A 23,887-nucleotide genomic window follows, 5' to 3' on the forward strand; every position below is an offset into this window, starting at 1 on the left:
GGAGCTTTGGGCGGGCTACTTTCGCGGCGCCGTTGCAAACCATTGATCGAAGCCAATTTTGCCAAGCCGGGGATTGTTGTCGGTGACAAGGGATCCGTCATCGAGACGCGCCCCGAAATAAGCCGCCTCGGGATCGGCAATGACCTGCCGGCTGTCTCCGGTCAATTCCAGATAACGTGCGACGAACTCGTTGAGGTGGAAGCGATCCGGACCAGCGATTTCGACAATTCCGGCGGCCGGTGCACCAAGCGCCACATCCGCCATCGCATCAGCGACATCATCGGAGGCGATAGGCTGAACAAAGGCGGGTGAAAGGTGCACCTTGCCTCCGACCATATTCGATTGAGCGATACCGCCGACGAATTCCATGAACTGCGTGGAATGGACGATCGTGTAGGGAATGCCGCCTTCTCTGATCAGCTTTTCCTGTACGAGCTTTGCCCGGAAATACCCGCTCTCCTGCAAGCGCTCCGTCCCGACGACGGAAAGCGCGACATGGTGTTTGACGCCTGCTGCCTTTTCCGCCGTTAGCAGATTGCGGCCGGAGGTCTCGAAAAACTCCATTACCGCCTTGTCCTCAAAGGATGGCGAGTTCGCAAGGTCGAGTACGACCTCGGTGCCTTGAAGTGCTTTTGCAAGGCCTTCGCCGGTGATGGTGTTGACGCCGGTGTTCGGAGAGGCGGCAATCACCTCATGGCCTCTGGCGCGAAGCCGCTCGGTCGTCTTCGAACCGATGAGGCCGGTTCCGCCGATGATGACGATTTTCATGTCTGTTTCCCTTGAGGTGATGAGTGCCGAATGGCACTTGGAAATGGCTGCTGTTGTGGAACAAGGCCTCAGTTGAGGCCGGCTTTCTCCAGGCCGTAGAGCTTGTCCGCCGAACCGGGCACGGCCTTGAAGGCGATACTGACACGGTTCCAGGCGTTGATGGTCATGATCGAGAAAGTCAAATCGGAAACTTCCTTCTCCGACAGCTGACCGCGAACGCGCTCGTAAAGCTCGTCCGGAATGCCGCCTTCAGCCAGTCTGGTGACCGCTTCGGTCCAGGCGAGGGCAGCGCGCTCGCGCGGAGCGAACAGGTTCGATTCCCGCCAGATGGCGACATGGTAAAGGCGAAGCTCGCTCTCGCCGTGAATCTTGGCTTCCTTGACATGCATGTCGAGGCAGAAGCCGCAACCGTTGAGCTGGGAGGCCCGGATATTCACAAGATCGCGGATTGACTGCTCGATGACGCTGTCCTTCAGCGACAGGCTGAGGTCCGACAACTTCTTGAAAAACTCTGGGGACTGGGCTGCGTAATTCAGGCGCTGTGTCATGTCTCTCTCCATCTATTAAGGACTTTCAATATCCTTATGGATAATAAATATCCGTAATAGATGGACATGCAACCAAAACCGCTCTAACCTGCCCGCATAAGCTTTATGCGAGGAAGTATGAGGGGGATGACGGATGGATGTGGTTGCTGCCTTGCGAACCTTCCTGAGGGTTGCTGAGACTGGGTCGTTTTCAAGCGCAGCGCTGGACCTCAGTTTGACGCAGCCTGCGGTGTCTCGGCAAATTTCATCGCTGGAGGCGCATTACAGCACCCGGTTGCTGCATCGGAGCACCAGTGGCTTGTCACTGACAGTGGAAGGCGAGCACATGATCCCTATGGCCCGCAAAGTTATCGACGCCATGGAGGCGCTGGGTGATGCAACGGCGACCGAAAACGTGACGACCTCCGGCCGGGTAAGGATCAGCCTGCCGGCTCCACTCGGATTGCATGTCAGCGAGCGTCTGCCTGGCCTTTTGAAACTCCATCCGCGCCTGACGGTCGAAACCGTGTTTCGCGAGGACCCGTCGGATCTTGTCGGCGAGGGGATAGACATTGAAGTTCGTCTCGGTGACGTTTCCGACAGCAGCCTGATCTGTCGCCGGCTTGGCTGGACCACGGCCTTTCTTGTTGCATCGCCCGGCTATGTCGAAGAGCGAGGCCAACCTCGTGGTCTAAGCGAGATCGCAGAGCACGACTGCATTTGCTACAGCCGCGGCGGTGAAACGCGTGCATGGATATTTGCCGACGGTGCCGATCAGGTGCGGGCAGCGATTAGCCCGCGCATGGTGTTCAACAATGCGACTGCTGTCTATAGAGCGACCATCGCAGGAGGAGGGCTGGCCATCCTCTCTCATATCCTGGTTGCCGATGACATCGCATCGGGGAGGCTCATCAACGTTCTGCCCTGTCTGCCGCCGGCACGACTGCCGATCACCGCAGTCTATGCTTCGCGTCGAAATCTTCCAATGCGGGTCCGCACGGTTCTGGATTTTCTTGCCGACGCGGTAAGCGAGGACACATTAATGACTGGCGCGGCCCGCTAACGGACGGCCTTATCTGGCTTAGATTAGTCACCGAGCACATAAATCGCTGGGTCGTCGGTTCATAGTGGTTCAAGAGCTTATAAGACAAACAGCTTCCCTCATGTTCACTGTTAGCTGAGACTAAGACAGCCCTTCAGCCATTTTGACCAGTTGGGCGACAGAGGTAGCCTTCATCTTTTGCATCATATGGCCTCGATGGAGCTTCACGGTGGGCTCGGCAAGCTGTAGCTCTGCCGCGATTTGCTTATTAAGCTTTCCAGCTATAACCAATGCCATTATTTGGCGCTCGCGTTCGGTTAGCGACTTGTAGCTGCTTTGGACGGTAGCCTTTGTCGTTCTTTCCAGCCTGCGAAGTGCATCATTTGCGATCGCGCGATTTACGGCTTCAAGCAAATCCTGTTCACGAACAGGTTTTGTCAGCACGTCGATAGCACCAGCTTTCATTGCACGCACAGCCATTGCCACATCAACGTGGGCGCTTATCAACACGACAGACCTGGGCAGGTCGCTTTGAGCCAACGCTTCCTGAAACTCCAGCCCGCTTTGGCCTGGAAGACGAATATCTAACACAATACAGCCAGCCTTTTCGGGATCGTCGGCGGCTACGAATTCCTTAACGGATCCATGTGTTTCAGCGATAAGTCCTACAGATTCGAAAAGACCCCTGAGGGCCTCGCGTACGCTCTCGTCATCGTCGATGACGATAACGGTGGGACGCCTGTTCCTTTTCTCATCGATCAACGGTTGTTTCCTTGAAGTGGTAGAGTGAAGCTGAACGACGTACCCCGCGGCTGATTGGTAGCGGCCCAGATACGTCCGCCGTGCGCTTCAACGATGGAGCAGCAAATCGTGAGTCCCATGCCGATCCCGTCTGATTTCGTCGTATAGAACGCATCAAATACCCGGTCGACCAGTTCGGGAGGGATACCCTTTCCCGTGTCAGACACAGTGATCTCGATTTCACTATTCGCGTTCTGCGAACACCCGACGTAAATAATTCCCTCTCCATCGCTAGAGGTAGCCTCGGCGCTATTCATTATAAGATTTAGAAGGACCTGTTGCACTTGGGTGGGGTCACCAATGAAGTAGTGCGGATCAGGTGGGAGATCCGTGACGGTTTGGAGGCCCCTGGACTGCAGCTCGCCCTGCAAAAGAAACAGCACATCACGAAGTGCTTGGTTGATGTCTGTTCTTTCCATACGTACTTGAGACCTCTGAGCCATGGCGCGGATGCTGGAAACGATGTCGCCTGCACGGTGCCCATCACGCACAACCCGCTCCGCAGCGAACCGGGCCTGTTCCAGATCTGTCTGACCAGGCTGAAGCCAGCGAACGCAAGTTCCAGCATTGGTAACGATGGCCATAAGCGGTTGATTGACTTCATGTGCGATCGAGACTGCCAACTCCCCAATCGTCGTCAGACGCGTCACGTGAGCAAGGTCGCTTTGGCTTTGACGAAGGGACTCCTCTGCTCGTTTGCGGTCCTCGATATCGACCACGACACCGTACCACCGAACGACCTCGCCCTGCGCATCAAGCAGTGGATTTTGCCGAAGATTAAACCACCGGTACTCGCCGTCAAACCTTCTGATGCGCGCGTCGACCGGTTTAGGCTGCTTTGTCGCAACAACCTCGTCCCAACTGAGACGCATGCGTTCGACATCATCTGGATGAAACATGCGATAGAAGCCCAATCCGACGATTTCCTCAAATGGAAGGCCCACAAAATCGATAAGGTTCTTGTTCCAGTACTCCAGCTGTCCATCGGGCGTGCAAGACCAGGCCATGGCAGGGATGGTATTTATGATGAGGCTGAGCTTGTGCTCGCTTTCCCTGAGGGCGGCTTCGCTTTTGCGTAGGGCGTTCTCTGCACATTGCAAATTGTCGATATCGATGTTGACACCAAACCAGCGGACTACACCGTTTGCGTCTGTGAGCTTGCGGCCGGAAAAGTAAAACCAACGGTACTTGCCATCTCCCCCACGAATGCGTCCCTTCAACTGCGTATGGTCCGAATTCTCAAGGTCTCTCTTCCATATCTCGACCATTTCGGGGATGTCATCGGGGTGGTACAGATCCAGGAAGCCCCAATCCAGGATCCGCTCAGGCGGCAGCCCGGCATAATCCAACCAGCTTTTGTTGACGAAGTCCGCACTGCCATCAGGTCGCGCTGACCAGACGAGGACCGGAAGCGAGTCGATGATAAGTCGGAGATTATGCTCGCTTGCTGCGAGCGCGGCTTTGGTCTCCTTGAGCGCATCTTCGGCTTGTTTGCGGTCCTCGATATCGAGAACCACTCCGTACCATCGGACGACCTTTCCTTCCGAGTCGTGCCGTGGCTTTTGCCGAAGACTACACCATCTAAATTCCCCGTCCGCGCGTCTGAGCCGTCCCTCGACTTCCTTGGCCGTTCTCGAGGTCATAATGTTCCGCCACTCAGTGCCCAGTCGTTCGAGGTCTTCGGGGTGGAAAAGACGGTAAAAGTTTTCGCCGGCGATGTCTGAAAGCGGCAGGCCGACATAGTCCAAAAAATGCTGATTGGCGAAGTCCAACATTCCGTCAGCTGTCGTGGACCAAGCCATCGCCGGGATCATGTCAATGATCTCGTCAGTATTTATTTGGTGTTCCAATTTAATCCCCGGACGCTCGAAACGTTAGCACGGGTTTGAGAATACGCCGGTCGGCGCGTTCACGTTAGCTGAGATTTATAGACCAAGGTCTATTTCCGCAGTCCCTTGGTCTAGTAGGAGCTGACCAATGTCTCAATTGAGAGTTGATCTTGTCAGGCCTACACCTATCGATCAGTCAACCAATTAATCGAGTCGGGCTATCGCTGCCTTGGCACTGCAACATCACTTTCACCGATGGCAATGCTATGTCCGCCACAGAGTTTGACGCTGTTGAATTTATCACGGGCAGTGCAGCCAAATGGTGCCACCTTGGAGCTCGCGTAATGACTATGAAGCCTAACAACCTTTCATCCGAACCAATCTCAGTTGTGCTCGTCCACGGGGCATTTGTCGACGCTTCCGGATGGCGGAAGGTTTACGAGATCCTGTCGCTAGACGGATATGAAGTTCTTGTCGTGCAAAATTCTGCAGTCACGTTTGGCAAAGATGTAGAGCGCACAAAAGGCATTATCGCAGAAGCTGCTCACCCTGTTGTGCTCGTCGGGCATTCGTACGGTGGTGCTGTGATCACGGAAGCCGGGACCGACGAAAAGGTTCGGGGTCTCGTTTATCTGGCAGCTTTCGTTCCGGATACTGGGGAATCCGTGTTCGACCTGGCCTCGCAAGAGGTTCCTGGTGCGGAGAAACCCCCACTCCTTCCGCCGAAAGATGGCTTCATCAAAATTGATCCACGGAAGTTTGCTGACGCATTTTCGGCAGACATAGATCCCGCCGAAGCGAAGTTTATGGCTGACGCCCAAAGGCCGTGGGGCCTTGAAGCCGTCCAGGGCAAGATCACCTCTGCGGCATGGAAATCCAAGCCATCTTTTTACCTGCTCGCAACTCAAGATCGAATGATACCCGCTCAAGCGCAGGCAGCGATGGCCGAGCGCGCCGGGGCCACGGTTGTAGAGGTCAGCAGCAGCCATGCAGTAATGCTGTCCCAGCCTGACAAAGTCGCAGCGCTCATCAGAACCGCAGCTAAGCAAAAATAGCCTAACTGATGCTGAGCGACAGCTGCTGTCCAACATCAATCACCGACTGAGGGAATACTATGCGCAACTTTCTTATGCCGAAACGCTCACAGACATCACAAATATCACTGACAAAACTTGAGGAGAATGGCATGCCTCAGCTGTCACGCCGCGCTTTCGCGAGCGCTCTGCCTCTTGGTCTCGTTGGAGGAACTCTTTTCGGCGGTAGCCTGCTCGGCGACTTGACCGCCCAGGCTGCTACATCCAAAGCTACCGGGGCAGCGGTGGTAACAACGCCGTTTGCACAGATACATATCGGCCGTTTCACGGTAACTGCGCTGACGGACGGGTATGCCGATATGCCCTACAACTACTTCCCGGGGCGCTCGGCCCCTGACGTGGAAAAGGCCGCAAACGCCCAGTTTACGGGCAGACCCGGCGGGGTTCGTTTTCTGTTCAATCAATACCTCATTGAAGACGGTAAGCAGCGCGTCCTGATTGATGCGGGTGCTGCAGGTTCTATCGGGGAAACCGGACATCTGCCGCAGGCGCTGGCGACGCTCGGTCTGAAGCACAGCCAGATCGATGCGGTTATTGTGACCCATATGCACCAGGACCATATGGGCGGTCTGGTTCTCGGCGGTAAGAACAATTATCCGAATGCCGAGGTCTATGTAGACCGTCGCGACGTCAAGCACTGGACTGACCGGGCCAAGAGCAATGGCGCGCCTGATTTCTTACAGCCCAGCTTCAAGATGGCAGAAGAAGTGGTGCGTCTCTATCCGAAGCTGCAATCGATCGACGGAGAGCGTGAAATAGTTCCTGGCGTCTCGATTGTCGACCTAACCGGGCATACGCCTGGCCATATCGGGGTCCGAATCGAGGACGGCGGCAAGAGCCTGATCATGGTATCCGATATGATTTTCCCGGTCGTCCATCCTGCTGCAACGGACGTCTTCTTCCTGTTCGAACAGGATCAGGCTGCTGCGAAAGCGATGCGCGATCGCTTCTTCCCACAAGCTGCCTCGGAAGGCGCCCTGATTGCTGCGACACACATGCCGTTCCCAGGTCTTGGTCGTGTGGTCTCCGATCGTGGTCAGATGCGCTGGGAAGTCGCCGATTGGGCTTTGCAAGACTGATGCTGTAGCCGGGGATTTAGGTAGCTGAGATAGATCAAGGCCCTCATTGTTCGCTGATGCGGGCCTACTCAAGTATGGAGACGAGGTATGCCGTACCACTTTCTGGAAGTCGCCGTCACGCCAAGCGTCCGAGCCGCGCAGGCGGATATGGGGGTGGACCAGATATGGCTGGGCGAGAACGATCGGCCATCGGATACTTTGACGGAGAACGAGATCGCTTTCATCGCCACGCGCGACAGCTTCTATATCGCATCTGTGTCAGAGACGGGTTGGCCATATGTTCAACATCGCGGAGGGAAAACCGGTTTCCTCAAGGTCGTTGATCCCCAAACAATGGCATTTGCCGACTATCGCGGAAACCGCCAATACATCAGCGCAGGGAATTTCGCAGCCAACGACCGCGCCTGTCTGTTTCTCATGGACTATGTCCGACGGACCCGGCTCAAAGTCTATGCCCACGTCGAGCGGCTGACGCTCGACGCCGATCCATCGCTAACTGACCTCGTATCCGATCCGACGTATAGGGGCCGTGCAGAGCGGATATTCAAGCTTCGGCTCGAAGCATACGACTGGAACTGCCCCCAGCACATCATCCCCCGCTACACCGAACAGCAAGTTGAGCAAGCAGTCGCACCACTACGTCAGAAGCTGCAACAGCTCGAAGCTGAAAATGCAGCGTTGCGGGCAAGATTAGAAGGTAAATCCGAATGACCAACGCTCAAAGACCGCCTCTACCGCCGTTTACATCGCAGACTGCTGCCGACAAGGTGCGGCTTGCCGAAGATGGCTGGAATAGCAGGGACCCGGGCAAGGTTGCGTTGGCGTACACGGCTGATAGTCAGTGGCGTAACCGCGCCGAGTTCGTTAGTGGCCGGGAGGCTATCATCGCTTTCCTTGCAGGAAAGTGGCGCCGGGAGCTCGACTACCGTCTGATCAAGGAGCTGTGGACGTTCGGCGGCGACAGGATTGCCGTCAGGTTTGCATATGAGTGGCATGACGACAGCGGCAATTGGTTCCGATCTTTCGGCAACGAGAACTGGGAGTTCAATGATAGTGGCCTGATGCGCAAGCGATACGCCTGCATCAACGACCTGCCAATCCGCGTGGAAGACCGTCGCTTTCACTGGCCCCTCGGTCGTCGGCCCGATGATCACCCGGGGCTCAGCGAGCTTGGTTTCTGATCGACCTCATTTCCATTTCCATCAGTCGAAGACAGCCACATGGTCATTTTGAATTCGCACTTTTCACAACGTTCGTCTCCGACAGAAGAAGAGGCTATCGAGGTCAAAGCCTTCGTCGATCTGTACAATGTCTCACCGGCAACGCTCAAATCCGAAGAGCATTTTGAATGCCTGCCCATCAACGGTGGATGCGCAATATCGCTGCCAAGCGCGCCAGCCATGGGTCTGAACCGTGTACTCGGGCTAAACTCCGTGAATGATCTTGAGGAAGCCTATGGGTGGATGAATGGGAAGAGCGGAAACCGGTTTCTTCAGGTAAATATGGACCGCGCTCCAGCCCGAACTAAAGACTGGATCCTCGCCAAGGGTCTGCTTGAATATGGTGTCGGCTGGGCGAAGCTTGTCTACGACGGCTCATCAGCGAACCTTTCGGAGCCCAACTCGATCCGAACGCGACACGTTCATATTGAGGAAGCCGTGCTCTTTGGATCGATGGTGTGCAAAGGCTTCAACTTTCCATCGACCCTGACGAGGTTGTGGTCAGCAATCGTCGGAAAGGTAGGCTGGTCGTGTTTTTTCGCCTTGGATGGTGACAATCCAGTCGGCACTGCCACCATGTACCAGTCCGGAACCTACGCATGGCTAGGCGGCGGCACCACACTTCCGGAGTTTCGAAATCGCGGCATTCAAAAGGCGCTCATCAAAAGTCGTATCGAACATGGGCTCTGCAACGGCGTGTCGACATTTGCCGTTGAGACATTGGCACCTGCAGAGGGAGAACCCAATATTTCCTTTGATAACCTTAGGAAAGTAGGCTTCCGGCACGCATATCACCGCAAGAATTTTAAGTTGTAAGATAGCGATCTGCCCCCGGCGGGTGAGCACTGGTGGAAGGACGTACGGTGCCTCCTCGCTGCGTTACTCCTCAAATTTCTGTACGATCTGAAGAAGGGACAGTACGAATGAATACGGAAACCCGCATAGAAATGGCCGCCCGGCTGACTTCAGCATCGGGAATCATTGCAGCACTAGATCAAAGCGGAGGGTCCACCCCAGACGCCTTACGCTCATACGGTATATCCGACACCGCTTATCAGGGCGACGCGGAAATGTTGAAGCTTATCCATGAAATGCGCGTGAGGATAATAACTGCACCCGGATTTTCGAGCGAGCGTGTGATTGGCGCCATATTATTCGAACACACCATGGAGAACTTCATCGGCGCCAAATCGGTCCCGGCATATCTTTGGGAAGATAGAGGGATCCTATCGTTTTTGAAGGTCGACAGTGGTCGTGAAGCGGAGCATGACGGCGTTCAGTTGATGAAGCCCATGCCAAATCTTGGCAATTTGCTTGAGCGCGCATTTGAAAAAGGAATCCTTGGGACGAAAATGCGCTCGGTCGTGCGTTCAGCGTCCGAAAGAGGGATTTCTGCAGCTGTGAGGCAACAATTTGAGGTGGCCTCGACGATCCTAAAGAACGGATTGATCCCGATTATCGAGCCTGAGGTTCTCGTCGATAGCCCGGATAAGGCGATTGCCGAAGCGATATTGGTCAAAGAAATCCTGAAGAATCTTTCGGAGCTTGCGCATGGAACGCAGGTCATATTGAAGCTTATCCTGCCAACTCAGCCGGATCTCTACGCAGCACTTGTCGAGCATCCCAAAGTTGCTCGAGTTTTTGCCTTGTCCGGAGGCTACAGTCTAAAGGTCGCTTGCGAAAAACTCAGAGAGAACACCGGCGTAATCGGAAGCTTCTCGCGGGCTCTGGTTGAGAATTTACGCGTTTCCATGCGAGACGCTGAATTCGACCGAAATCTCTCTCAAAACATTGAAGAGATATATCTAGCTAGTGCGTAGGAAGGCGAGAACGCGTGACGCGGGGCACCCGAGAATACGACTGAAGACAAAGGTGAATTCGGAGCCCGTTCCCTGTTACATCGACGGCATATTTGCCTTCACGCAACACTCGTCACCTACCGGCAAATGTCTGCGGTTTTAGCTCACACAGTAGTCCATCATCTCGGTTTAGAGAGCCAAGGAGTTGAATAACCTCGAGATTTCAAAAACAAAGAAATGCCGAGAGTTCGAATCCGTTCAAGAGCTTCACCGCTAAGTCGGTTTACTGAACCCAAACTCGTTTGATTGCGTCAAATGCAGCGACGATCGACGGATCGCTGATACGCGCTTCCAGGCAGAGGAAACTTAAGGTCGTCGAGAGCTTCACATTATCAGCGATGACCAGTCCATGAGACTGCTGTTCATGCAGGGCAATCGACTCCCGGCAAAGGCTCAGCCCTATCCCTGTGCGTGTCATGGCAATCATTGACGCTTCCTGGTCCACCTGGGCGACAATCTGTTGGCGAACGCCAAGATTGGTGAACAGCCGTGCCAGCATCCGGTTATGGACCGATGCGGGTGGCGTGCCGATCCAGGGGAGGGAGGCAAGCTGTAACCAGTTGGCTCCTCGAACAAAGCTGGCGAGCGATGGCGGAGCGACAACGCAATAGGTCAATTGCGCAAGTGCGCGAGAGTGGAAAAGCGACGCGGTACTCCCTCCAGTAACATCGGTCGGCGGGTCATAGTCCCTTGGATCACCAAGATAAAAACCGGCGTCGAGTTCGTTTCGCTTCAGCCTCTCCGGCACATCGCCGCTCATGCCATGACGCAGCGTTGTCTCGATACCTGGCCCGTTTTCGATAAGTGCTTTCAGAAACGCCCCTAATCGTGTGAACTCCGGATCGATGATCGTACCGATCCGCAATTTTCCCCGGACGCCGGTCGATAAACGCCCGGCTGTCTGGCCAAAGTCCGTCAGCGCCGCCAGCACTTGCTCGGCCTTTGCCGCCAACAGTGCACCTTCCTGTGTCAACTCCAAACCTGTCGAGGTCCGCCGGAACAGGGTTAGCCCGGTGTCAGCGGCCAAGCGTTTCAACTGAAGCGTCACCGCAGGCTGCGTGACGTGCAGGTGCTCGGCGGCGCGGGTGACGTTCCCTTCTCGCCCCACGGTAACAAACGCTCGCAATGTTCTCAGATCGATACCTTCCAGCATATTAATTTCACTTATAATGCTTGGTTGAATTTGTCATTGGATTTCACGATCGAATGTTGGCTATGCCTGCATATAAAGCAAGGGAGGAAGCATGGCATGCCAATGCAAAGTGTCCAGTCTTATAATTGTGTGGTGTTCCATCGCGATTGGAGGGTAACCCAATGAGGAATGGTGGTTCCGGCTATATCCACGACGTTTTTGACTACATTATTGTTGGTGGTGGCTCCGCAGGCTGCCTGCTTGCCAATCGCCTCAGTCGTGACCCGTCAAAACATGTTCTGTTGCTGGAAGCCGGCCGCAAGGACGACTACCCATGGATACATATCCCGGTCGGGTATCTTTATTGTATCGGCAACCCACGCACAGACTGGCTTTACAAAACCGAACCGGACGCCGGACTGAACGGTCGTTCGCTACGCTATCCTCGCGGTAAGACGCTTGGTGGCTGCTCGTCGATCAACGGCATGATCTATATGCGTGGTCAGGCACGCGATTTTGACGGGTGGGCAACGGCAACCGGCGACGATGCCTGGTCCTGGCAAAATTGCCTGCCCGATTTCAAGGCGCATGAGGACCACTACCGGCTGGACCATGGCGCAGACCCGAAGACTGGTGGCAACAGCAGATTTTCCGACATGCATGGCCATGGCGGCGAATGGCGCATCGAGAAGCAGCGGCTGAAATGGGATATCCTAGAATCCTTTGCAGAAGCCGCCATGGAAGCGGGCATTCCGCGTTCGGACGATTTCAACAGTGGCGACAATGAAGGCGTCGGCTATTTCGAGGTGAACCAGCGCTCGGGCTGGCGCTGGAACACGTCCAAGGCTTTCCTGCGCCCAGCGAAAAACCGCGCAAACCTGACGATCTGGACGCAATCTCATGTCGAGCGTTTGATCCTTGCGAACGAGGCATCTGGTCGCAAGCGGTGCATCGGTGTTATTGTTGAGCGTCAAGGGCAGCGCACGGAGGTTGGGGCGCGGGGAGAAGTCATTCTGTCGGCCGGCGCCATCGGCTCACCACAAATCCTGCAATTATCAGGCATCGGTCCAGCGGGATTGCTGAAGCGTTTCGGTATTGAGGTCAAACACGACCTGCCAGGTGTCGGAGAAAATCTTCAGGACCATCTGCAGATCCGTGCCGTCTTCAAGGTCGGTAATACGAAAACGCTGAATACGCTCGCCAACAGCGTCTTTGGTAAAGCGATGATAGGGCTCGAATATGCGTTGAAACGCAGTGGTCCTATGAGCATGTCGCCCTCGCAGCTGGGCGCCTTCACCCGTTCGGACGAACGCCAGGCTCACGCCAATCTGGAGTATCACGTCCAGCCGCTCAGCCTCGACGCCTTCGGCGAACCGTTGCACACTGTTCCCGCTTTCACAGCCAGCGTTTGCAACCTCAATCCATCGAGCGTGGGCAGCGTTCGTATTCGCTCCAATAAGGCGTCGGACGCGCCGGCGATTGCGCCAAACTATCTCAGCACGGACGAAGACCGCAGGATTGCTGCCGAAAGTCTCCGGCAAGTGCGCAAAATCGTGTCGCAGCCGGCATTGGCGAAATATAGGCCGGAGGAGTGGAAACCGGGCCCGCAGTTCCAAAGCGATGAGGAGCTGGCGCGGCTTGCGGGCGATATTGCCAATACCATCTTCCATCCGGTTGGTACGACGAAGATGGGCGGGGATGACGATCCTATGGCCGTTGTCGATAGTCGCCTCAAGGTTCGCGGAATCGCAGGACTGCGGGTCGTCGATGCGGGCATCATGCCGAAGATTACCAGTGGCAACACCAATGCGCCGACGCTGATGATAGCCGAAAAGGCAGCTGGCTGGATTGTTGCTGACGCACACGCATAGAAAACTATTGGGGGAGGTTACAGGATGACATCAATAGCAAGTTCAACGCTTCCGCTTTCCGCCGTTCGAGTCGTTGATTTTGGGCAGTATATTGCTGGCCCGGCCGTGGCCATGATCCTTCGCCCGATGGCCGCATCGTGTTCGAAGAACTGGTGCGCTCAGTCAACGTCGTTGTCTGGAACGCCACCGACCGTCAGGTCAAGGCGATGGGGCTCGATGCTCAAAGCCTGAAAGCGCTTAATCCGCACGCAATCTTCTGCCAGCTGGATTGCTTCGGCGGCGTGCGCACCGGCCCGCGCACCGACTATCTCGGCTATGACGACCTCGTGCAATCGGCGACCGGCATCATGCTGCGCTTCGGCGGCTCTATGGATACGCCGAAGGAACACGCCCATGTTGGAACCATTGACGTGATGTGCGGTTTCGGCGCTGCGCTCGGCATTGCAGCGGCTTTGTATCAGAAATCCAGAACCGGCGTTATCGGCCGTCCGCGGACCTCGCTATCGGCGCTTACCGGTCTCGCCCAGATACCGTTCTGCTATAACTATGCCAACCGAGGTCCCTTCGATGAGCCTTCCGGTCGCGAGACCAAGGGATATAACGCCCTGTCGCGTCTCTACGAGACGGCGTCGGGGGATTATATTCTTCTGTGTGCTTCGGAAGTTGATTTGCCACGCTTGGGCAGGGCTGAGGGGCTCGAGGCAATTGTCGAGATGGCCGCATCCGATCGCGAGGCCTATCTGGCGAAAGCCTTCATGACGGCACCTGCTGAAACCTGGCAACAGCGCCTGCAGAAAGCCGATATCGGCGTATCTCTCTGCGAGAACATCGAGGAGATCCGCAGCCGCAGCGCCCGCATTGCCGACGGCACGCCGGGGATCGACCGGGGCAGTTATTCATTCTCGCTTTTTTAAGACCATCCGAGCGGGCACACCGTCACTCAGGTCGACCCCTTCGCCATCCGTCCGGCAGTCGGCAAGGTGACGGCTATAACGCCAGCGGAGAAGTACGGCGCCTCCACGCGCGCCGTTCTCCGCGACCTGAACTACACCGATAACGAGATCGATCGGTTGATTGCATCCGGCACGATCAGCGAGAGTTGGAGCGCAGAGTATCTGCCGAGTTAGCAGGACACGGCAGCTTCGTGTTCTGAGGAGGATACCGAAGCCGCTCACGGCCCGTCCAAGTGCGCGATGGCATTAACGGGTTAGATATTCAACATGGCACCTTGGGAGGAAGTGCCATGAAAGAACTTTTTGCCTCGACATGACTTATACAAGCACTTTCGAGGCTGCCGGGGTGAAAGTGATCAATCCCTAGTCCATAACCACAATCTTCATCTGGGCGCCGTATGATCATACCGCACCGTGATCTGCTTATCGTAGTGTGACCCGAAATAGCTTCGCTCATCCTTGTCCACGGCGCTAGTGAGATTGAAATACCAATAGTCGCGTTATTTGACCGTCACAGTCACGAACTACCCTTCCAAACGGAAGTCCGCCGCAAGTTAGGCACCCAACGTCCGCCGCATCAGCTCCGTGAACAACGTCCGGTAGCTGATGTCAGTCTCTCTCGGCCTTTTAACCTGGCTGCAATCCAACAAGAGTTCAGCTGTCGTTGGGTCGTAAACATTAAGGCGGAAGGAACTGATATGGAAGGCCGGAAAATGAAGGGAAAGCCCCCAAACCTGGATGTGGATTCCTCAAATGCTCCAGTCTCCAGATGGAAACACCGGCGCAACGGGAACCGTCATCCATTACGTCAACGTCACCCCGTTGCCTTCACCGAATGACCGGCCGCCCGCAATAGCGCCATCAGCACCGGCCCCAGCGAAAACTCACCTCGCTTGGCCCGATTGGTTAGGTCTCTGAGATACCCGCCGGCCGAGTTGATGTGGCCGCCACGCTCGAGAATGCAGGCGATCGTCACTGCCGCGTTCTCCGGACCCATCACCTCACAGGCCTCCTGATATGCGGACGGGCTCACCCCGAGCATCGATCTGACCACCACGGCGGCCGTCATGAGATCGCGCCAGTTTCTGATCTGGCCTTCAGGCCCGTAGTTTAAAATCTCGGGGCAGGCGCGCAAGACGAGACCAATCGGAAAAGCCTTAATCGGCACATGTTCGGCCTGCTTATTCTGGCTCGGCTTCGCTTCCTGCTCTTTTTCAGAGCTAGGTTCAAGTTCATTAATGAGGTTGGTATTTGAATTCTGTATGTGACGCTCATTTTGAGCATCATTGGCGGTCATTTCTGAAGAAAAATCATCGGAATTCAACTGGTTGATGATGTTCTGCCGCAAATTATCCATCTCGATGCCCAAATCTCTCAGTTCGTCGAGCGTCGGGTTTCGAGGAATTCGCCTGACAGCGGCCAGATATTGTTCTTCCAGCTCGTCCCAATCGCCTGCAGCTCCCTCTTCGACGGCCGCCGTAATCAGCTTGCGGATATCCCGCCGGCAGATCGTTAGGTTCTCCTTTGCCCTGCGGAACGCGATCCGATCGGCAGCCACCTGCTGGGCAAGGCATGCCAGTTCCTCGGCGCGCATCAGAAGCGGCGATATGTCAAAACCGAAGGCGTGCTCGATCGAGCCTTCACCATCCTTTCGGGCGTAGCGTTTGCCGTTTGCACTATCCTTGCGGATGATCAGCCCTGCATCGACAAGCAGGGCAAGATGACGCCGCAGGGTAGCGCCCGCAATGCCATGCGCACGAATTGACAGCTGGATGTTCGACGGGAAAACGATAAGCTGTGCGTCCTGGCGCAGCTCATTTTCAGGATAGAAACTCAAAAGCGCATCGAGCACTGCAAGGCTGCGATCCTGCAGACCAAGCACCTCTCGCGCCTCCGATGCGTCGCGGAAGACTTTCCATTTGTCTGCCGACTTGCCTTCCTTGATCCTGGTCGTGGCAATCTGCTGCTTCACAAGCGCAAGCGTTACCGACCGCCGCCCAAACGGCGTCGTCACTTGTCCACCTTCCATGTCCCTCGCCTCTTCAAAAAGGCAAAAGATTCACGCTCACCAAAACGGTGCCAAAGACTCTTGACTAGGATTCATGGAAATGCGATTCTCTAGCTCTCACACGACGAGAAGGGCTTCCATGACGGCAACGTTTCGGGGGCCTTTTTCTTTTGCGCGTTTTCCTTACTTAAAATGGTTCCGAAGTCTGTTTCTCGGCTTCAGTTTAAATCTTTGATCTTTCGCGCGTGAACCGCTCAGCCAGTGATGGCAGCTGCGCTTCGATGAAACGCAGGAATTCTGCTCCGGCCGGTGTATCCGCCGAAATACGGATATCCTTGTTCGTGCGCGAAAAGCTGCCAAGTGGTTCGCCTGCGGCGCCGGCAATCATCTTGCCGGCCTTCGACGGTGCGGCAGGTTTCAGGGCGTTAAAGGCGGCCAGAAACTTTTGATCGGATCCAAGCCGTCTTTGCGTAGCGGCCGAAAGCACCCTGCGCAGTTCACCATGCAGGTCAGGCTGTTCGGAGAAAGCCTTCGCAAACTCCACCCACCTTGGACGACCGACCTTGGCTGCCCGACCAATTGTCTCGACGATATCGAGCGGAAGGGCGCGATAAACCGCTCGCATTCGTGCAAGCTCGGGATCGTCGATAGACAATGCCGCCTTGATATCACGAGGCTTCACATCGGCATCATCCATACGGCGGGCAAACAGCGTGCGCTCGATCCAGGTCAGATCCTGGCGATCGGCATTTTCAATACCCTGCGCAATGACAAGCTCGACGTCGGAAATCTCGACTTCGATCGCCTTGACCGGAATTCCAAGATCGCGGGCTGCCTGAAGCCGGCGATGGCCGTAGATTACCTGATAGCGATCGGGCGATGCTGGTGACTTGCGGACCTGGATCGGGACCTTCTGACCCTCGGACTTTATCGAGTTCCTGAAAGACTCGAAATCCGATGCGTCGTCATCTGGAAGACGATCGGGAAAGGGAGAGGGATCGACCTTTGACGGGTCGAGCTCTCTGATCGCACCACCACCCGATTCAACAAGCGCCTTGAGGCGGTCGCGTTCCGATTTGATGTCGTCGATCGCCCTGTGCGCCGCACCGATCACCCCGGCACCGACACGTGCAGTTGGTGCAGGTTGCTGCGGGGAGGCAGGAGCATCGGTCGCCAGCCGGTTTTCAAGTTCCGCCGACAGCAGGCCAAAATTTGCAACGATGGATTTACGCGATGACTTGTTGGTCATGTGCGTCCCCAGCTGGTGTTGATGAGTTTCACGACCGCTTCGTTGACGGCATCGACCGCCTCGCGTGCGCGTTTATGCGTGTCACGGCCGATCTGGCCCATTTCGAGTTCGTAGATCGAGCGCTTTGCAAGTCCTGCTGCCTCGACAGCGGTGCTTTCAATCAGCGTCGGAAGAAGCACATCCGTTCCGAAGAGATGGCGCATCAGCGCAACGACCTGAGACTGTGGTGCGTCGTTGGGATCATGGCGGGTAATGAGATAGCGGATGAAATCCTGATCAAGCTGCGCTCCGCTCTCATTGAGCACGCTTATCAGGTCCCCCATCATCAGGAGAAACTGGCTCATGGATGCGACATCGAGCATCGCCGGGTGTACCGTGATAATCATGCTGGTCGCAGCATAAATCGCACTCAGCGTCAGAAACCCGAGAGACGGCGGAGTATCGAGAATGACGACGTCATAGTCCTGATCAACCTCGGCAAGAGCAAGCTTCAACCGTTCGAAGAAGATCGCTCCCGAGCCCGATTTCTGCGCCAGAACCCGCGGCGTTTCATGCTCATATTCCATCACTTCGAGGTTGCCGGGTATCAGATCGATCCCGTCGAAATAGGTCTTGCGGATGATATCGCGGATTGGCCGGCGCTCGGCGTCGTCGTAGCGAAGAGCAGCGTAGATCGTTTCGTTGGCACCAACGTCAAACTCAGGTTGCGCGCCGAACAGTGCAGAAAGTGATGCCTGCGGATCGAGATCAAGAGCAAGGACGCGGTAGCCCTGCAGCGCGAGATAATGCGCAAGATGGACGCAGGTCGTGGTCTTGGCACTGCCGCCCTTAAAGTTGGCGATCGCAACGACCTGGAGATGCTCGCCCTCGCGTCGGCGAGGAGAAAATCTCAGCGCTTCAGAAGGCTTCTGGGCGGCAAAGAGCTCGCGCAATTCATTGATCTGAGCAAGCGTATAGACACGATGGTTATTTTCCAGCCGGCCAGGGATCGGTCCACGGCCTTCGCTCGACATGAGTTTCAGAGTAGAATCGGGTATTGAGGTCAGCTTGGAGACTTCGTTGGTGAGGAACGGTCGCAGGCTTTTCTCCGACTTCGGAGGATACATGCGGGTGCGAAGGTCCTGCAACTGCTGAGACAGAAGACCCGCATGGCGCATGATCTTGGCGCCCGCGTCTTCCTTCTGACCGCTCGTCATTTCTGCGTGTTTTGCTATCGCCATATTTTCCTCTTGGCGGGCATTCGCCGGTTTGCCGACCATCGTCCGCCAAAGGTACAACATGATTCTGTTTCGCCGTCCAGTTATTTACGGTTAACCGGATATTGACGTCCGTGGTTGACAGGGGAATAGAGGCGGCCATTTTATAAATTATAATCAGATACTTATAGAATATTTCGGACATCCTGTCCCTGCGGCGGCAACTGCATTTTTGCTCGGCAATCAAGGTCATCAGCATCGGTCGAAACGAGATTTTCAGTGCAAAAAATCTACCCCATGGCGAATCGAACGACATTCGATCTCAAGAGGCAACCACTCGGCCATACTAAAAGGGCCGGCTGCGAGCCGATCTATCGGATTTTGTCTGACCGAGGACCAGCGCCGTTTTTACGTTGGCGATAATAGTGACAGCGGATCGATCGGCGAGGGGCCGTCACAAAACGACGGAGGGCTCAAAGCAGCTTTTCAACACCGTCTACCGAGTCAAAGTGCTTCCCGCATGGAGGCACGTTCAACGATTTCGGTTTTCAGAACGACCTTGCGGACCGTCTGACCTTTGCCATTTAGCCGGTCGACCAGCAACCTGGCCGCCGTCGCACCGAGATCGTAGACGGGTTGGCGCACGACGGTCACGGGAGGCGTTGTTACAGACGTCCAATCCGCATCATGGAACGATACCAGCGACAGGTCGTCCGGGATGCTAAGCCCCAGTTGACGGTGAACCTTGAACACCTCCAGGCCGATTATACTGTCCGATGCAATGATTGCCGTCGGACGCTGCGCCGACTGGAGCATTTCGGTAACGATGCGATGCGTCTCTTGCTGCGTGACGGCACCGACCTGTACCCAGCTTTCCATGTTGGTCAGACCAGCCTCACTGCACGCACCAAGATACCCTTCGATGCGTCGCCTGACCGAACCGGTACTGATGTCGTCTGCACTGCGGAACCGATGATCCGGCGTGTCGCAGGCGGTTAAATAGGCGATGCGGCGGTGGCCGAGCGCAATCAGCCGGCGTGTAATATTCTCGGCGGCATGCCGGTCGTCGGCAATAACGGTGTCGACATCGAGCGTGTCGCTTCCACGATCGAGCAACGCGAGCGGCAGCCCCGAGCGAATAACCTCATGCAGATGCTCGACATCGTTTTCCTTGGCCGGCGAGACGATGAGACCGTCGACACGCTTGGCAAGCAGAGTGCGGATGGCCGCTCTTTCCGCAACGACGTCTTCACCCGAGTTAATGAGGATGACGGTGAAGCCTGCCTGCCGGGCAATATCCGTGATGCCTCGCACGGCGAGGCTGAAAAAGGGGTTTTCAATATCTCCCACCACGACGCCGATGGTGCCTGAACGACCTGTCGTCATGCTGCGAGCAAGCTCATTGGGGCGATAATCGAGGGACTGAGCCGCGGCCAGGACCGCCTCTCTCACCCGGTCGCTAACAGTTCCGTAGCCACCTAGCACGCGTGCAGCCGTTGCCTTTGAGACGCCGGCTTGGCGTGCGACGTCAGCGACTGTCACGGAAGGAGTTTTAGGCGGGATCTTGTCCATAAGCGGTAGCCTTACAAGAGAACTTGACGACTGGCAAATGCGAAGATAACAATTGCCAATACCCAAAGAGACCGGTCTCTTTCTAGTTGAGACCGGTCTCAAAAATAAAAAGACTTCCGACATGCGAACTGCGTGGGCCGGGTAGGTGACATCATGCGCCGACCGGGTGGGACCCGTGCGCCTTGAATTTATCGCAGACAACGACACCAGAGGAGAAGAAACCAATGCAATTTACCCAAGCCTTAACATCCGTCTTCGCAAAAATTCGCGCGACCACGGCCGCGATCACACTCGGTGTCCTTGCAGGCGCGGCGACGCCCGCACTTGCCGACAATCCGCTTGGCCTCATCGATCCCGCCACCATCAGTGTCGGCACGATGGGCGATGCCAAGCCTTATGCCTTCACCACCGCCGACGGCAACTTTACCGGTTTCGACATAGAGTTGTTCCTCAACGTAGCCGAACGTCTTGGGTTCAAGAAGGAACAGGTGGTGTTCACCGGCCAGGAATTCTCGGCCCTGATGCCCTCTGTCGCCAACGGCCGCTTCGATGTTGCGGCCGCTGCGATCGGCACGACTGCCAAGCGCAAGGAGACCATTGATTTCTCTGATGGTTATCTTGCAGGTTTCTTGAGCGTCCTCACTTCGGAGCCAGGCATCACCGATGCAGCGGGTCTTAAAGGCAAGCGTCTCGGTGTGGTGCAGGGTACACTTCAGGAAATCTATGCCGAGAAGAATTTTGCCGGCACCGATCTCGTGAAGTTCCCGGACAACAATTCTGCCGTTTCCGCACTCAACAACGGGACGGTCGATGCACATTTCCTCGATTTCGAGGCTGCAAAGGACTATTCCGCCCGTTATCCGGCGCTAAAAGTCGCAGTCAACATTCCGAGCTTCGACGCGCCCGCCGGCTTCGTCATCCGCAAGGGTAACGATGCATTGCGCGAGGCGCTTAACAAGGGCCTGAAAGAGGCCATGCAGGACGGCACCTGGAAAAAGCTGCACGAAAAATGGTTCCCCGGCACGCCGATGCCGCAGGCATATCTTCCCAAGCAGTGATGCCACCTTCCGGTCCGGCCTTTACCGGTCGGACCGGCCTTTCTTTCAAGGGATATCCTGATGAACTGGCTTGAAAACCTGCGCCGTAGCTTCCTCGACTGGAATGCCATGGCCGAAGTGCTGCCGACCATGATCACCGTAGGTCTCAAGAATACTCTGATCCTGGCTGCGACCTCGACTGTGCTTGGCGTCGCTATCGGCATGATGCTCGCGATCATGGGCATTTCCCGCTCGCCCTGGCTGCGCATTCCCGCTCGTCTTTATACCGATATTTTCCGCGGCCTGCCGGCCATCGTCACAATTCTCCTCATTGGCCAGGGTTTTGCCCGCATTGGCCGCGAGCTCTTCGGTCCATCGCCTTATCCGCTCGGCATTCTGGCACTCAGCCTGATCGCCGGTGCCTATATCGGCGAGATTTTCCGCTCTGGTATCCAGAGCGTCGACCGTGGGCAGATGGAGGCCTGCCGGGCATTGTCGATGAGCTATGGCCAGGGCATGCGCCTTATCGTCGTGCCGCAAGGCGTGCGCCGCGTTCTGCCGGCCCTCGTCAACCAGTTCATCGGCAACGTCAAGGATTCGAGCCTGGTCTATTTCCTCGGGCTTCTGGCCTCAGAGCGTGAGATCTTTCGCGTGGGACAGGACCAGGCAGTGGTGACCGGCAATCTGTCACCGCTCCTGCTGGCAGGCGTATTTTATCTCGTCGTCACCGTGCCGCTTACCCATGTCGTCAATGCGATCGACAATCGTCTGCGGGTTGGCAAGCAGCGCCCCTCCGTCATCACCAGCGGACTGGAGGAAGTCAGTGAACTCGACAGCGCAGCTCGCGCGACTGGCGTCTCGTTCAAGGGCGGCAGCCTTGAAGTGCGCCGTCTCGGTATGGCCTATGGCGATCTTGATGTGCTGAGGGGTGTCGATCTTTTAGTCAAGCCAGGCAGCGTCACCTGCATCATCGGCCCGTCCGGATCCGGAAAATCGACTTTGCTGCGTGGGCTCAACCGTCTGGTCGAGCCGAAGAGCGGCGATATTCTTATCGATGGCGAAAGCATTCTCGCAATGAAGCCGGAAACGCTGCGCCGCCGGGTCGGCATGGTCTTCCAGCATTTCAACCTCTTTCCCGACCACACGGCGCTGGAAAACGTCATGCTGTCGCTTACGAAGATCAAGGGCCTGCCCGCAGCCGAGGCCGAGCGCATCGCCAAGGCAAGGCTTGCCGATGTCGGCCTTGCGAGCCGCCAGCACCACCGTCCGGGCGGTCTTTCCGGCGGGCAGCAGCAGCGCGTTGCCATTGCCCGTGCGCTTGCCATGGAACCGGAGGTTATCCTCTTCGACGAGGTGACGAGTGCGCTCGATCCGGAATTGGTCAAGGGCGTGCTCAACCTCATGGCTGAGCTCGGCACGCGTGGCATGACCATGGTCGTCGTCACGCATGAAATGGGATTTGCCCGCCGGGTGGCCGATCAGGTCGTATTCATGGACGAGGGGCGCGTCGTTGAAGCCGGCACGCCAGAGGCAATATTCGACAACCCGCAAAGCCCGCGTCTCCAGCGCTTCCTAGCGGAAGTGCTCTGAGCGCCGGGAGGAGAAACCAATGATACAAACGATACGATGGGGTGTGCTCGGTTGCGCAGGCATTGCTGCCAAGGCGGTCATTCCCGCCATCCAGTCCAGCCGCCTGGGGCGCGTTGCGGCAATCGCCTCGCGCGATGCCGCTAAGGCGAAGGAGATGGCGGCCCGCTTCGGCATCGCCAAGTCCTATGGCAGCTACGAGGAACTGCTTGCCGATCCGGAAATAGACGCAATCTACAACCCTTTGCCCAATCATCTGCACGTGCCACTGACGATAAAGGCACTGGCGCAGGGCAAACCTGTACTCTGCGAGAAACCGATCGCGCTTGATGCCGAGCAGGCGAGGGAACTGGCAGCGGCACAAAAGGCGGCGGGCCTGCCGGTCGCGGAAGCCTTCATGGTGCGCCACCATCCGCAATGGAAAAAGGCGCGCGCGTTGATTGCCGAGGGGCGCCTCGGCGAGGTGAGGGCCATCCAGACGATCTTTTCCTATTATCTCGACGACCCCGGGAATGTACGCAACCAGGCTGATATTGGCGGCGGCGGTCTGTTCGACGTTGGTTGTTACGCCATCAACACAGCGCGGTTCCTGTTCGACGCGGAACCGGTACGGGCGATCGCCCTCATGGAGCGCGATCCCGTCTTCGGCACGGACCGGCTGACGAGCGGGCTGCTGGCGTTTCCAGAGGGAAGGCAGCTTGCCTTCACCTGTTCCACACAACTCTCCCTCACGCAGAAGGTCACGGTGCTTGGAACGCGCGGGCGTCTGGAAATCCCCATTCCCTTCAATGCACCGGCTGATGAGCCGACCATCCTTGTCTTTGATGATGGTCGCGATCTTGCCGGCGGCGGCCGCGAGGAGATCGCGATCGGGCCTGTCGACCAGTATCGCGAACAGGCCGATGCATTCGCCGAGGCTGTCCTCTCCGGCGGACCACTCGAGACGGGGCTTGGCGACGCAATCGCGAATATGACGGCGATCGACGCGCTGTTCCGCTCCGCAGCCAGCGGTCGCTGGGAGATCCCCGATGCCTTACCCCCATCCGTATGACAATTGATTGAA

The 23,887-nt window shown here is 56.4% G+C and carries 20 protein-coding genes and 1 pseudogene; 12 read left to right on the forward strand and 9 right to left on the reverse strand.

The features are described from left to right. Positions 1–15: 15 nt before the first annotated feature. A complete protein-coding gene (locus AC5SEO_RS24180; RefSeq protein ID WP_112192465.1) occupies positions 16–768 on the reverse strand; it encodes an SDR family oxidoreductase in 753 nt (250 codons plus the stop codon). Between the two features lie 68 nt (positions 769–836). Beyond that, positions 837–1,316, reverse strand: coding sequence for a carboxymuconolactone decarboxylase family protein (locus tag AC5SEO_RS24185; RefSeq protein WP_077122499.1), 480 nt, complete (start codon positions 1,314–1,316; stop codon positions 837–839). 133 nt (positions 1,317–1,449) lie between these two features. Here AC5SEO_RS24185 and AC5SEO_RS24190 point away from each other — a divergent pair, with 133 nt between their 5' ends. Beyond that, on the forward strand, positions 1,450–2,358 hold the full coding sequence (locus AC5SEO_RS24190) for a LysR family transcriptional regulator (protein WP_077122498.1): 909 nt from the start codon (positions 1,450–1,452) through the stop codon (positions 2,356–2,358). A 120-nt stretch (positions 2,359–2,478) separates the two neighbouring features. Here AC5SEO_RS24190 and AC5SEO_RS24195 read toward each other — a convergent pair whose 3' ends face one another. Next, a complete protein-coding gene (locus tag AC5SEO_RS24195) occupies positions 2,479–3,099 on the reverse strand; it encodes a response regulator transcription factor (protein ID WP_077122497.1) in 621 nt (206 codons plus the stop codon). Next, the gene (locus AC5SEO_RS24200; protein WP_410171208.1) at positions 3,096–4,952 is read right to left on the reverse strand and encodes a PAS domain-containing sensor histidine kinase; all 1,857 of its coding nucleotides are present in this window, start codon (positions 4,950–4,952) and stop codon (positions 3,096–3,098) included. The genes AC5SEO_RS24195 and AC5SEO_RS24200 overlap by 4 nt, the downstream gene beginning before the upstream one ends. 359 nt (positions 4,953–5,311) lie before the next feature. Here AC5SEO_RS24200 and AC5SEO_RS24205 point away from each other — a divergent pair, with 359 nt between their 5' ends. The 6 genes from AC5SEO_RS24205 (at position 5,312) to AC5SEO_RS24230 (ending at position 10,180) form a co-directional block, all read left to right on the forward strand. Beyond that, positions 5,312–6,022 carry an alpha/beta hydrolase gene (locus tag AC5SEO_RS24205; protein ID WP_077122533.1) on the forward strand — a complete coding sequence of 237 codons (711 nt, stop codon included), beginning with the start codon at positions 5,312–5,314 and terminating at the stop codon, positions 6,020–6,022. 131 nt (positions 6,023–6,153) lie between these two features. Then, entirely contained in the window at positions 6,154–7,140 is a 987-nt protein-coding gene (locus tag AC5SEO_RS24210; protein ID WP_495364096.1) for an MBL fold metallo-hydrolase, read from the forward strand. 87 nt (positions 7,141–7,227) lie between these two features. Next, on the forward strand, positions 7,228–7,851 hold the full coding sequence (locus AC5SEO_RS24215; RefSeq protein ID WP_013637151.1) for a pyridoxamine 5'-phosphate oxidase family protein: 624 nt from the start codon (positions 7,228–7,230) through the stop codon (positions 7,849–7,851). Beyond that, positions 7,848–8,321, forward strand: coding sequence for a nuclear transport factor 2 family protein (locus AC5SEO_RS24220; RefSeq protein WP_013637152.1), 474 nt, complete (start codon positions 7,848–7,850; stop codon positions 8,319–8,321). The genes AC5SEO_RS24215 and AC5SEO_RS24220 overlap by 4 nt, the downstream gene beginning before the upstream one ends. 39 nt (positions 8,322–8,360) lie before the next feature. Further along, positions 8,361–9,176, forward strand: a complete 816-nt coding sequence (locus AC5SEO_RS24225) for a GNAT family N-acetyltransferase (RefSeq protein WP_013637153.1) — start codon at positions 8,361–8,363, stop codon at positions 9,174–9,176. Between the two features lie 107 nt (positions 9,177–9,283). After that, positions 9,284–10,180 carry a fructose bisphosphate aldolase gene (locus tag AC5SEO_RS24230; RefSeq protein ID WP_112192468.1) on the forward strand — a complete coding sequence of 299 codons (897 nt, stop codon included), beginning with the start codon at positions 9,284–9,286 and terminating at the stop codon, positions 10,178–10,180. Between the two features lie 262 nt (positions 10,181–10,442). On the opposite strand, the gene AC5SEO_RS24235 is transcribed toward AC5SEO_RS24230, so the two are convergent. Continuing rightward, positions 10,443–11,372, reverse strand: coding sequence for a LysR family transcriptional regulator (locus AC5SEO_RS24235; RefSeq protein WP_112192469.1), 930 nt, complete (start codon positions 11,370–11,372; stop codon positions 10,443–10,445). Positions 11,373–11,533: 161 nt separating this feature from the next. Here AC5SEO_RS24235 and AC5SEO_RS24240 point away from each other — a divergent pair, with 161 nt between their 5' ends. Next, positions 11,534–13,222 (forward strand): GMC family oxidoreductase N-terminal domain-containing protein, encoded by a 1,689-nt coding sequence (locus AC5SEO_RS24240; RefSeq protein ID WP_112192470.1) that lies wholly within the window; start codon positions 11,534–11,536, stop codon positions 13,220–13,222. A gap of 119 nt (positions 13,223–13,341) precedes the next feature. Further along, positions 13,342–14,349, forward strand: a pseudogene (locus AC5SEO_RS24245) (CoA transferase); the annotation flags it as partial. Between the two features lie 640 nt (positions 14,350–14,989). Here the strand turns inward: AC5SEO_RS24245 and repC are convergent. From repC to AC5SEO_RS24265, 4 genes are all read right to left on the reverse strand, one after another. After that, positions 14,990–16,204, reverse strand: a complete 1,215-nt coding sequence (gene repC, locus AC5SEO_RS24250; RefSeq protein ID WP_112286121.1) for a plasmid replication protein RepC — start codon at positions 16,202–16,204, stop codon at positions 14,990–14,992. A gap of 202 nt (positions 16,205–16,406) precedes the next feature. After that, positions 16,407–17,432, reverse strand: a complete 1,026-nt coding sequence (repB, locus tag AC5SEO_RS24255; RefSeq protein WP_112153428.1) for a plasmid partitioning protein RepB — start codon at positions 17,430–17,432, stop codon at positions 16,407–16,409. Continuing rightward, on the reverse strand, positions 17,429–18,712 hold the full coding sequence (gene repA, locus AC5SEO_RS24260; RefSeq protein ID WP_003518687.1) for a plasmid partitioning protein RepA: 1,284 nt from the start codon (positions 18,710–18,712) through the stop codon (positions 17,429–17,431). Before repA ends, repB begins: the two co-directional genes overlap by 4 nt. 420 nt (positions 18,713–19,132) lie before the next feature. After that, positions 19,133–20,200 (reverse strand): LacI family DNA-binding transcriptional regulator, encoded by a 1,068-nt coding sequence (locus AC5SEO_RS24265; protein WP_065658949.1) that lies wholly within the window; start codon positions 20,198–20,200, stop codon positions 19,133–19,135. Between the two features lie 224 nt (positions 20,201–20,424). Here AC5SEO_RS24265 and AC5SEO_RS24270 point away from each other — a divergent pair, with 224 nt between their 5' ends. The 3 genes from AC5SEO_RS24270 to AC5SEO_RS24280 are packed head-to-tail and all read left to right on the forward strand — an operon-like array spanning position 20,425 to position 23,875. Then, positions 20,425–21,258 carry an ABC transporter substrate-binding protein gene (locus AC5SEO_RS24270; RefSeq protein ID WP_112286120.1) on the forward strand — a complete coding sequence of 278 codons (834 nt, stop codon included), beginning with the start codon at positions 20,425–20,427 and terminating at the stop codon, positions 21,256–21,258. A gap of 60 nt (positions 21,259–21,318) precedes the next feature. Further along, positions 21,319–22,827, forward strand: coding sequence for an amino acid ABC transporter permease/ATP-binding protein (locus AC5SEO_RS24275; protein ID WP_112286119.1), 1,509 nt, complete (start codon positions 21,319–21,321; stop codon positions 22,825–22,827). A 19-nt stretch (positions 22,828–22,846) separates the two neighbouring features. After that, positions 22,847–23,875, forward strand: coding sequence for a Gfo/Idh/MocA family protein (locus tag AC5SEO_RS24280; protein WP_112286118.1), 1,029 nt, complete (start codon positions 22,847–22,849; stop codon positions 23,873–23,875). Positions 23,876–23,887 lie beyond the last annotated feature (12 nt).

Source organism: Agrobacterium sp. K11 (assembly GCF_059429395.1).

Bases quoted from the DNA above. Each gene is read 5' to 3' on its own strand.
- AC5SEO_RS24220 (WP_013637152.1), top strand. From the start codon at position 7,848: ATGACCAACGCTCAAAGACCGCCTCTACCGCCGTTTACATCGCAGACT.
- AC5SEO_RS24275 (WP_112286119.1), top strand. From the start codon at position 21,319: ATGAACTGGCTTGAAAACCTGCGCCGTAGCTTCCTCGACTGGAATGCC.
- AC5SEO_RS24200 (WP_410171208.1), bottom strand. From the start codon at position 4,952: ATGATCCCGGCGATGGCTTGGTCCACGACAGCTGACGGAATGTTGGAC.
- AC5SEO_RS24190 (WP_077122498.1), top strand. From the start codon at position 1,450: ATGGATGTGGTTGCTGCCTTGCGAACCTTCCTGAGGGTTGCTGAGACT.
- AC5SEO_RS24265 (WP_065658949.1), bottom strand. From the start codon at position 20,200: ATGGACAAGATCCCGCCTAAAACTCCTTCCGTGACAGTCGCTGACGTC.
- repA (WP_003518687.1), bottom strand. From the start codon at position 18,712: ATGTTGTACCTTTGGCGGACGATGGTCGGCAAACCGGCGAATGCCCGC.
- AC5SEO_RS24215 (WP_013637151.1), top strand. From the start codon at position 7,228: ATGCCGTACCACTTTCTGGAAGTCGCCGTCACGCCAAGCGTCCGAGCC.
- repC (WP_112286121.1), bottom strand. From the start codon at position 16,204: ATGGAAGGTGGACAAGTGACGACGCCGTTTGGGCGGCGGTCGGTAACG.
- AC5SEO_RS24280 (WP_112286118.1), top strand. From the start codon at position 22,847: ATGATACAAACGATACGATGGGGTGTGCTCGGTTGCGCAGGCATTGCT.
- AC5SEO_RS24270 (WP_112286120.1), top strand. From the start codon at position 20,425: ATGCAATTTACCCAAGCCTTAACATCCGTCTTCGCAAAAATTCGCGCG.
- repB (WP_112153428.1), bottom strand. From the start codon at position 17,432: ATGACCAACAAGTCATCGCGTAAATCCATCGTTGCAAATTTTGGCCTG.
- AC5SEO_RS24210 (WP_495364096.1), top strand. From the start codon at position 6,154: ATGCCTCAGCTGTCACGCCGCGCTTTCGCGAGCGCTCTGCCTCTTGGT.
- AC5SEO_RS24230 (WP_112192468.1), top strand. From the start codon at position 9,284: ATGAATACGGAAACCCGCATAGAAATGGCCGCCCGGCTGACTTCAGCA.
- AC5SEO_RS24185 (WP_077122499.1), bottom strand. From the start codon at position 1,316: ATGACACAGCGCCTGAATTACGCAGCCCAGTCCCCAGAGTTTTTCAAG.
- AC5SEO_RS24235 (WP_112192469.1), bottom strand. From the start codon at position 11,372: ATGCTGGAAGGTATCGATCTGAGAACATTGCGAGCGTTTGTTACCGTG.
- AC5SEO_RS24240 (WP_112192470.1), top strand. From the start codon at position 11,534: ATGAGGAATGGTGGTTCCGGCTATATCCACGACGTTTTTGACTACATT.
- AC5SEO_RS24205 (WP_077122533.1), top strand. From the start codon at position 5,312: ATGACTATGAAGCCTAACAACCTTTCATCCGAACCAATCTCAGTTGTG.
- AC5SEO_RS24225 (WP_013637153.1), top strand. From the start codon at position 8,361: ATGGTCATTTTGAATTCGCACTTTTCACAACGTTCGTCTCCGACAGAA.
- AC5SEO_RS24180 (WP_112192465.1), bottom strand. From the start codon at position 768: ATGAAAATCGTCATCATCGGCGGAACCGGCCTCATCGGTTCGAAGACG.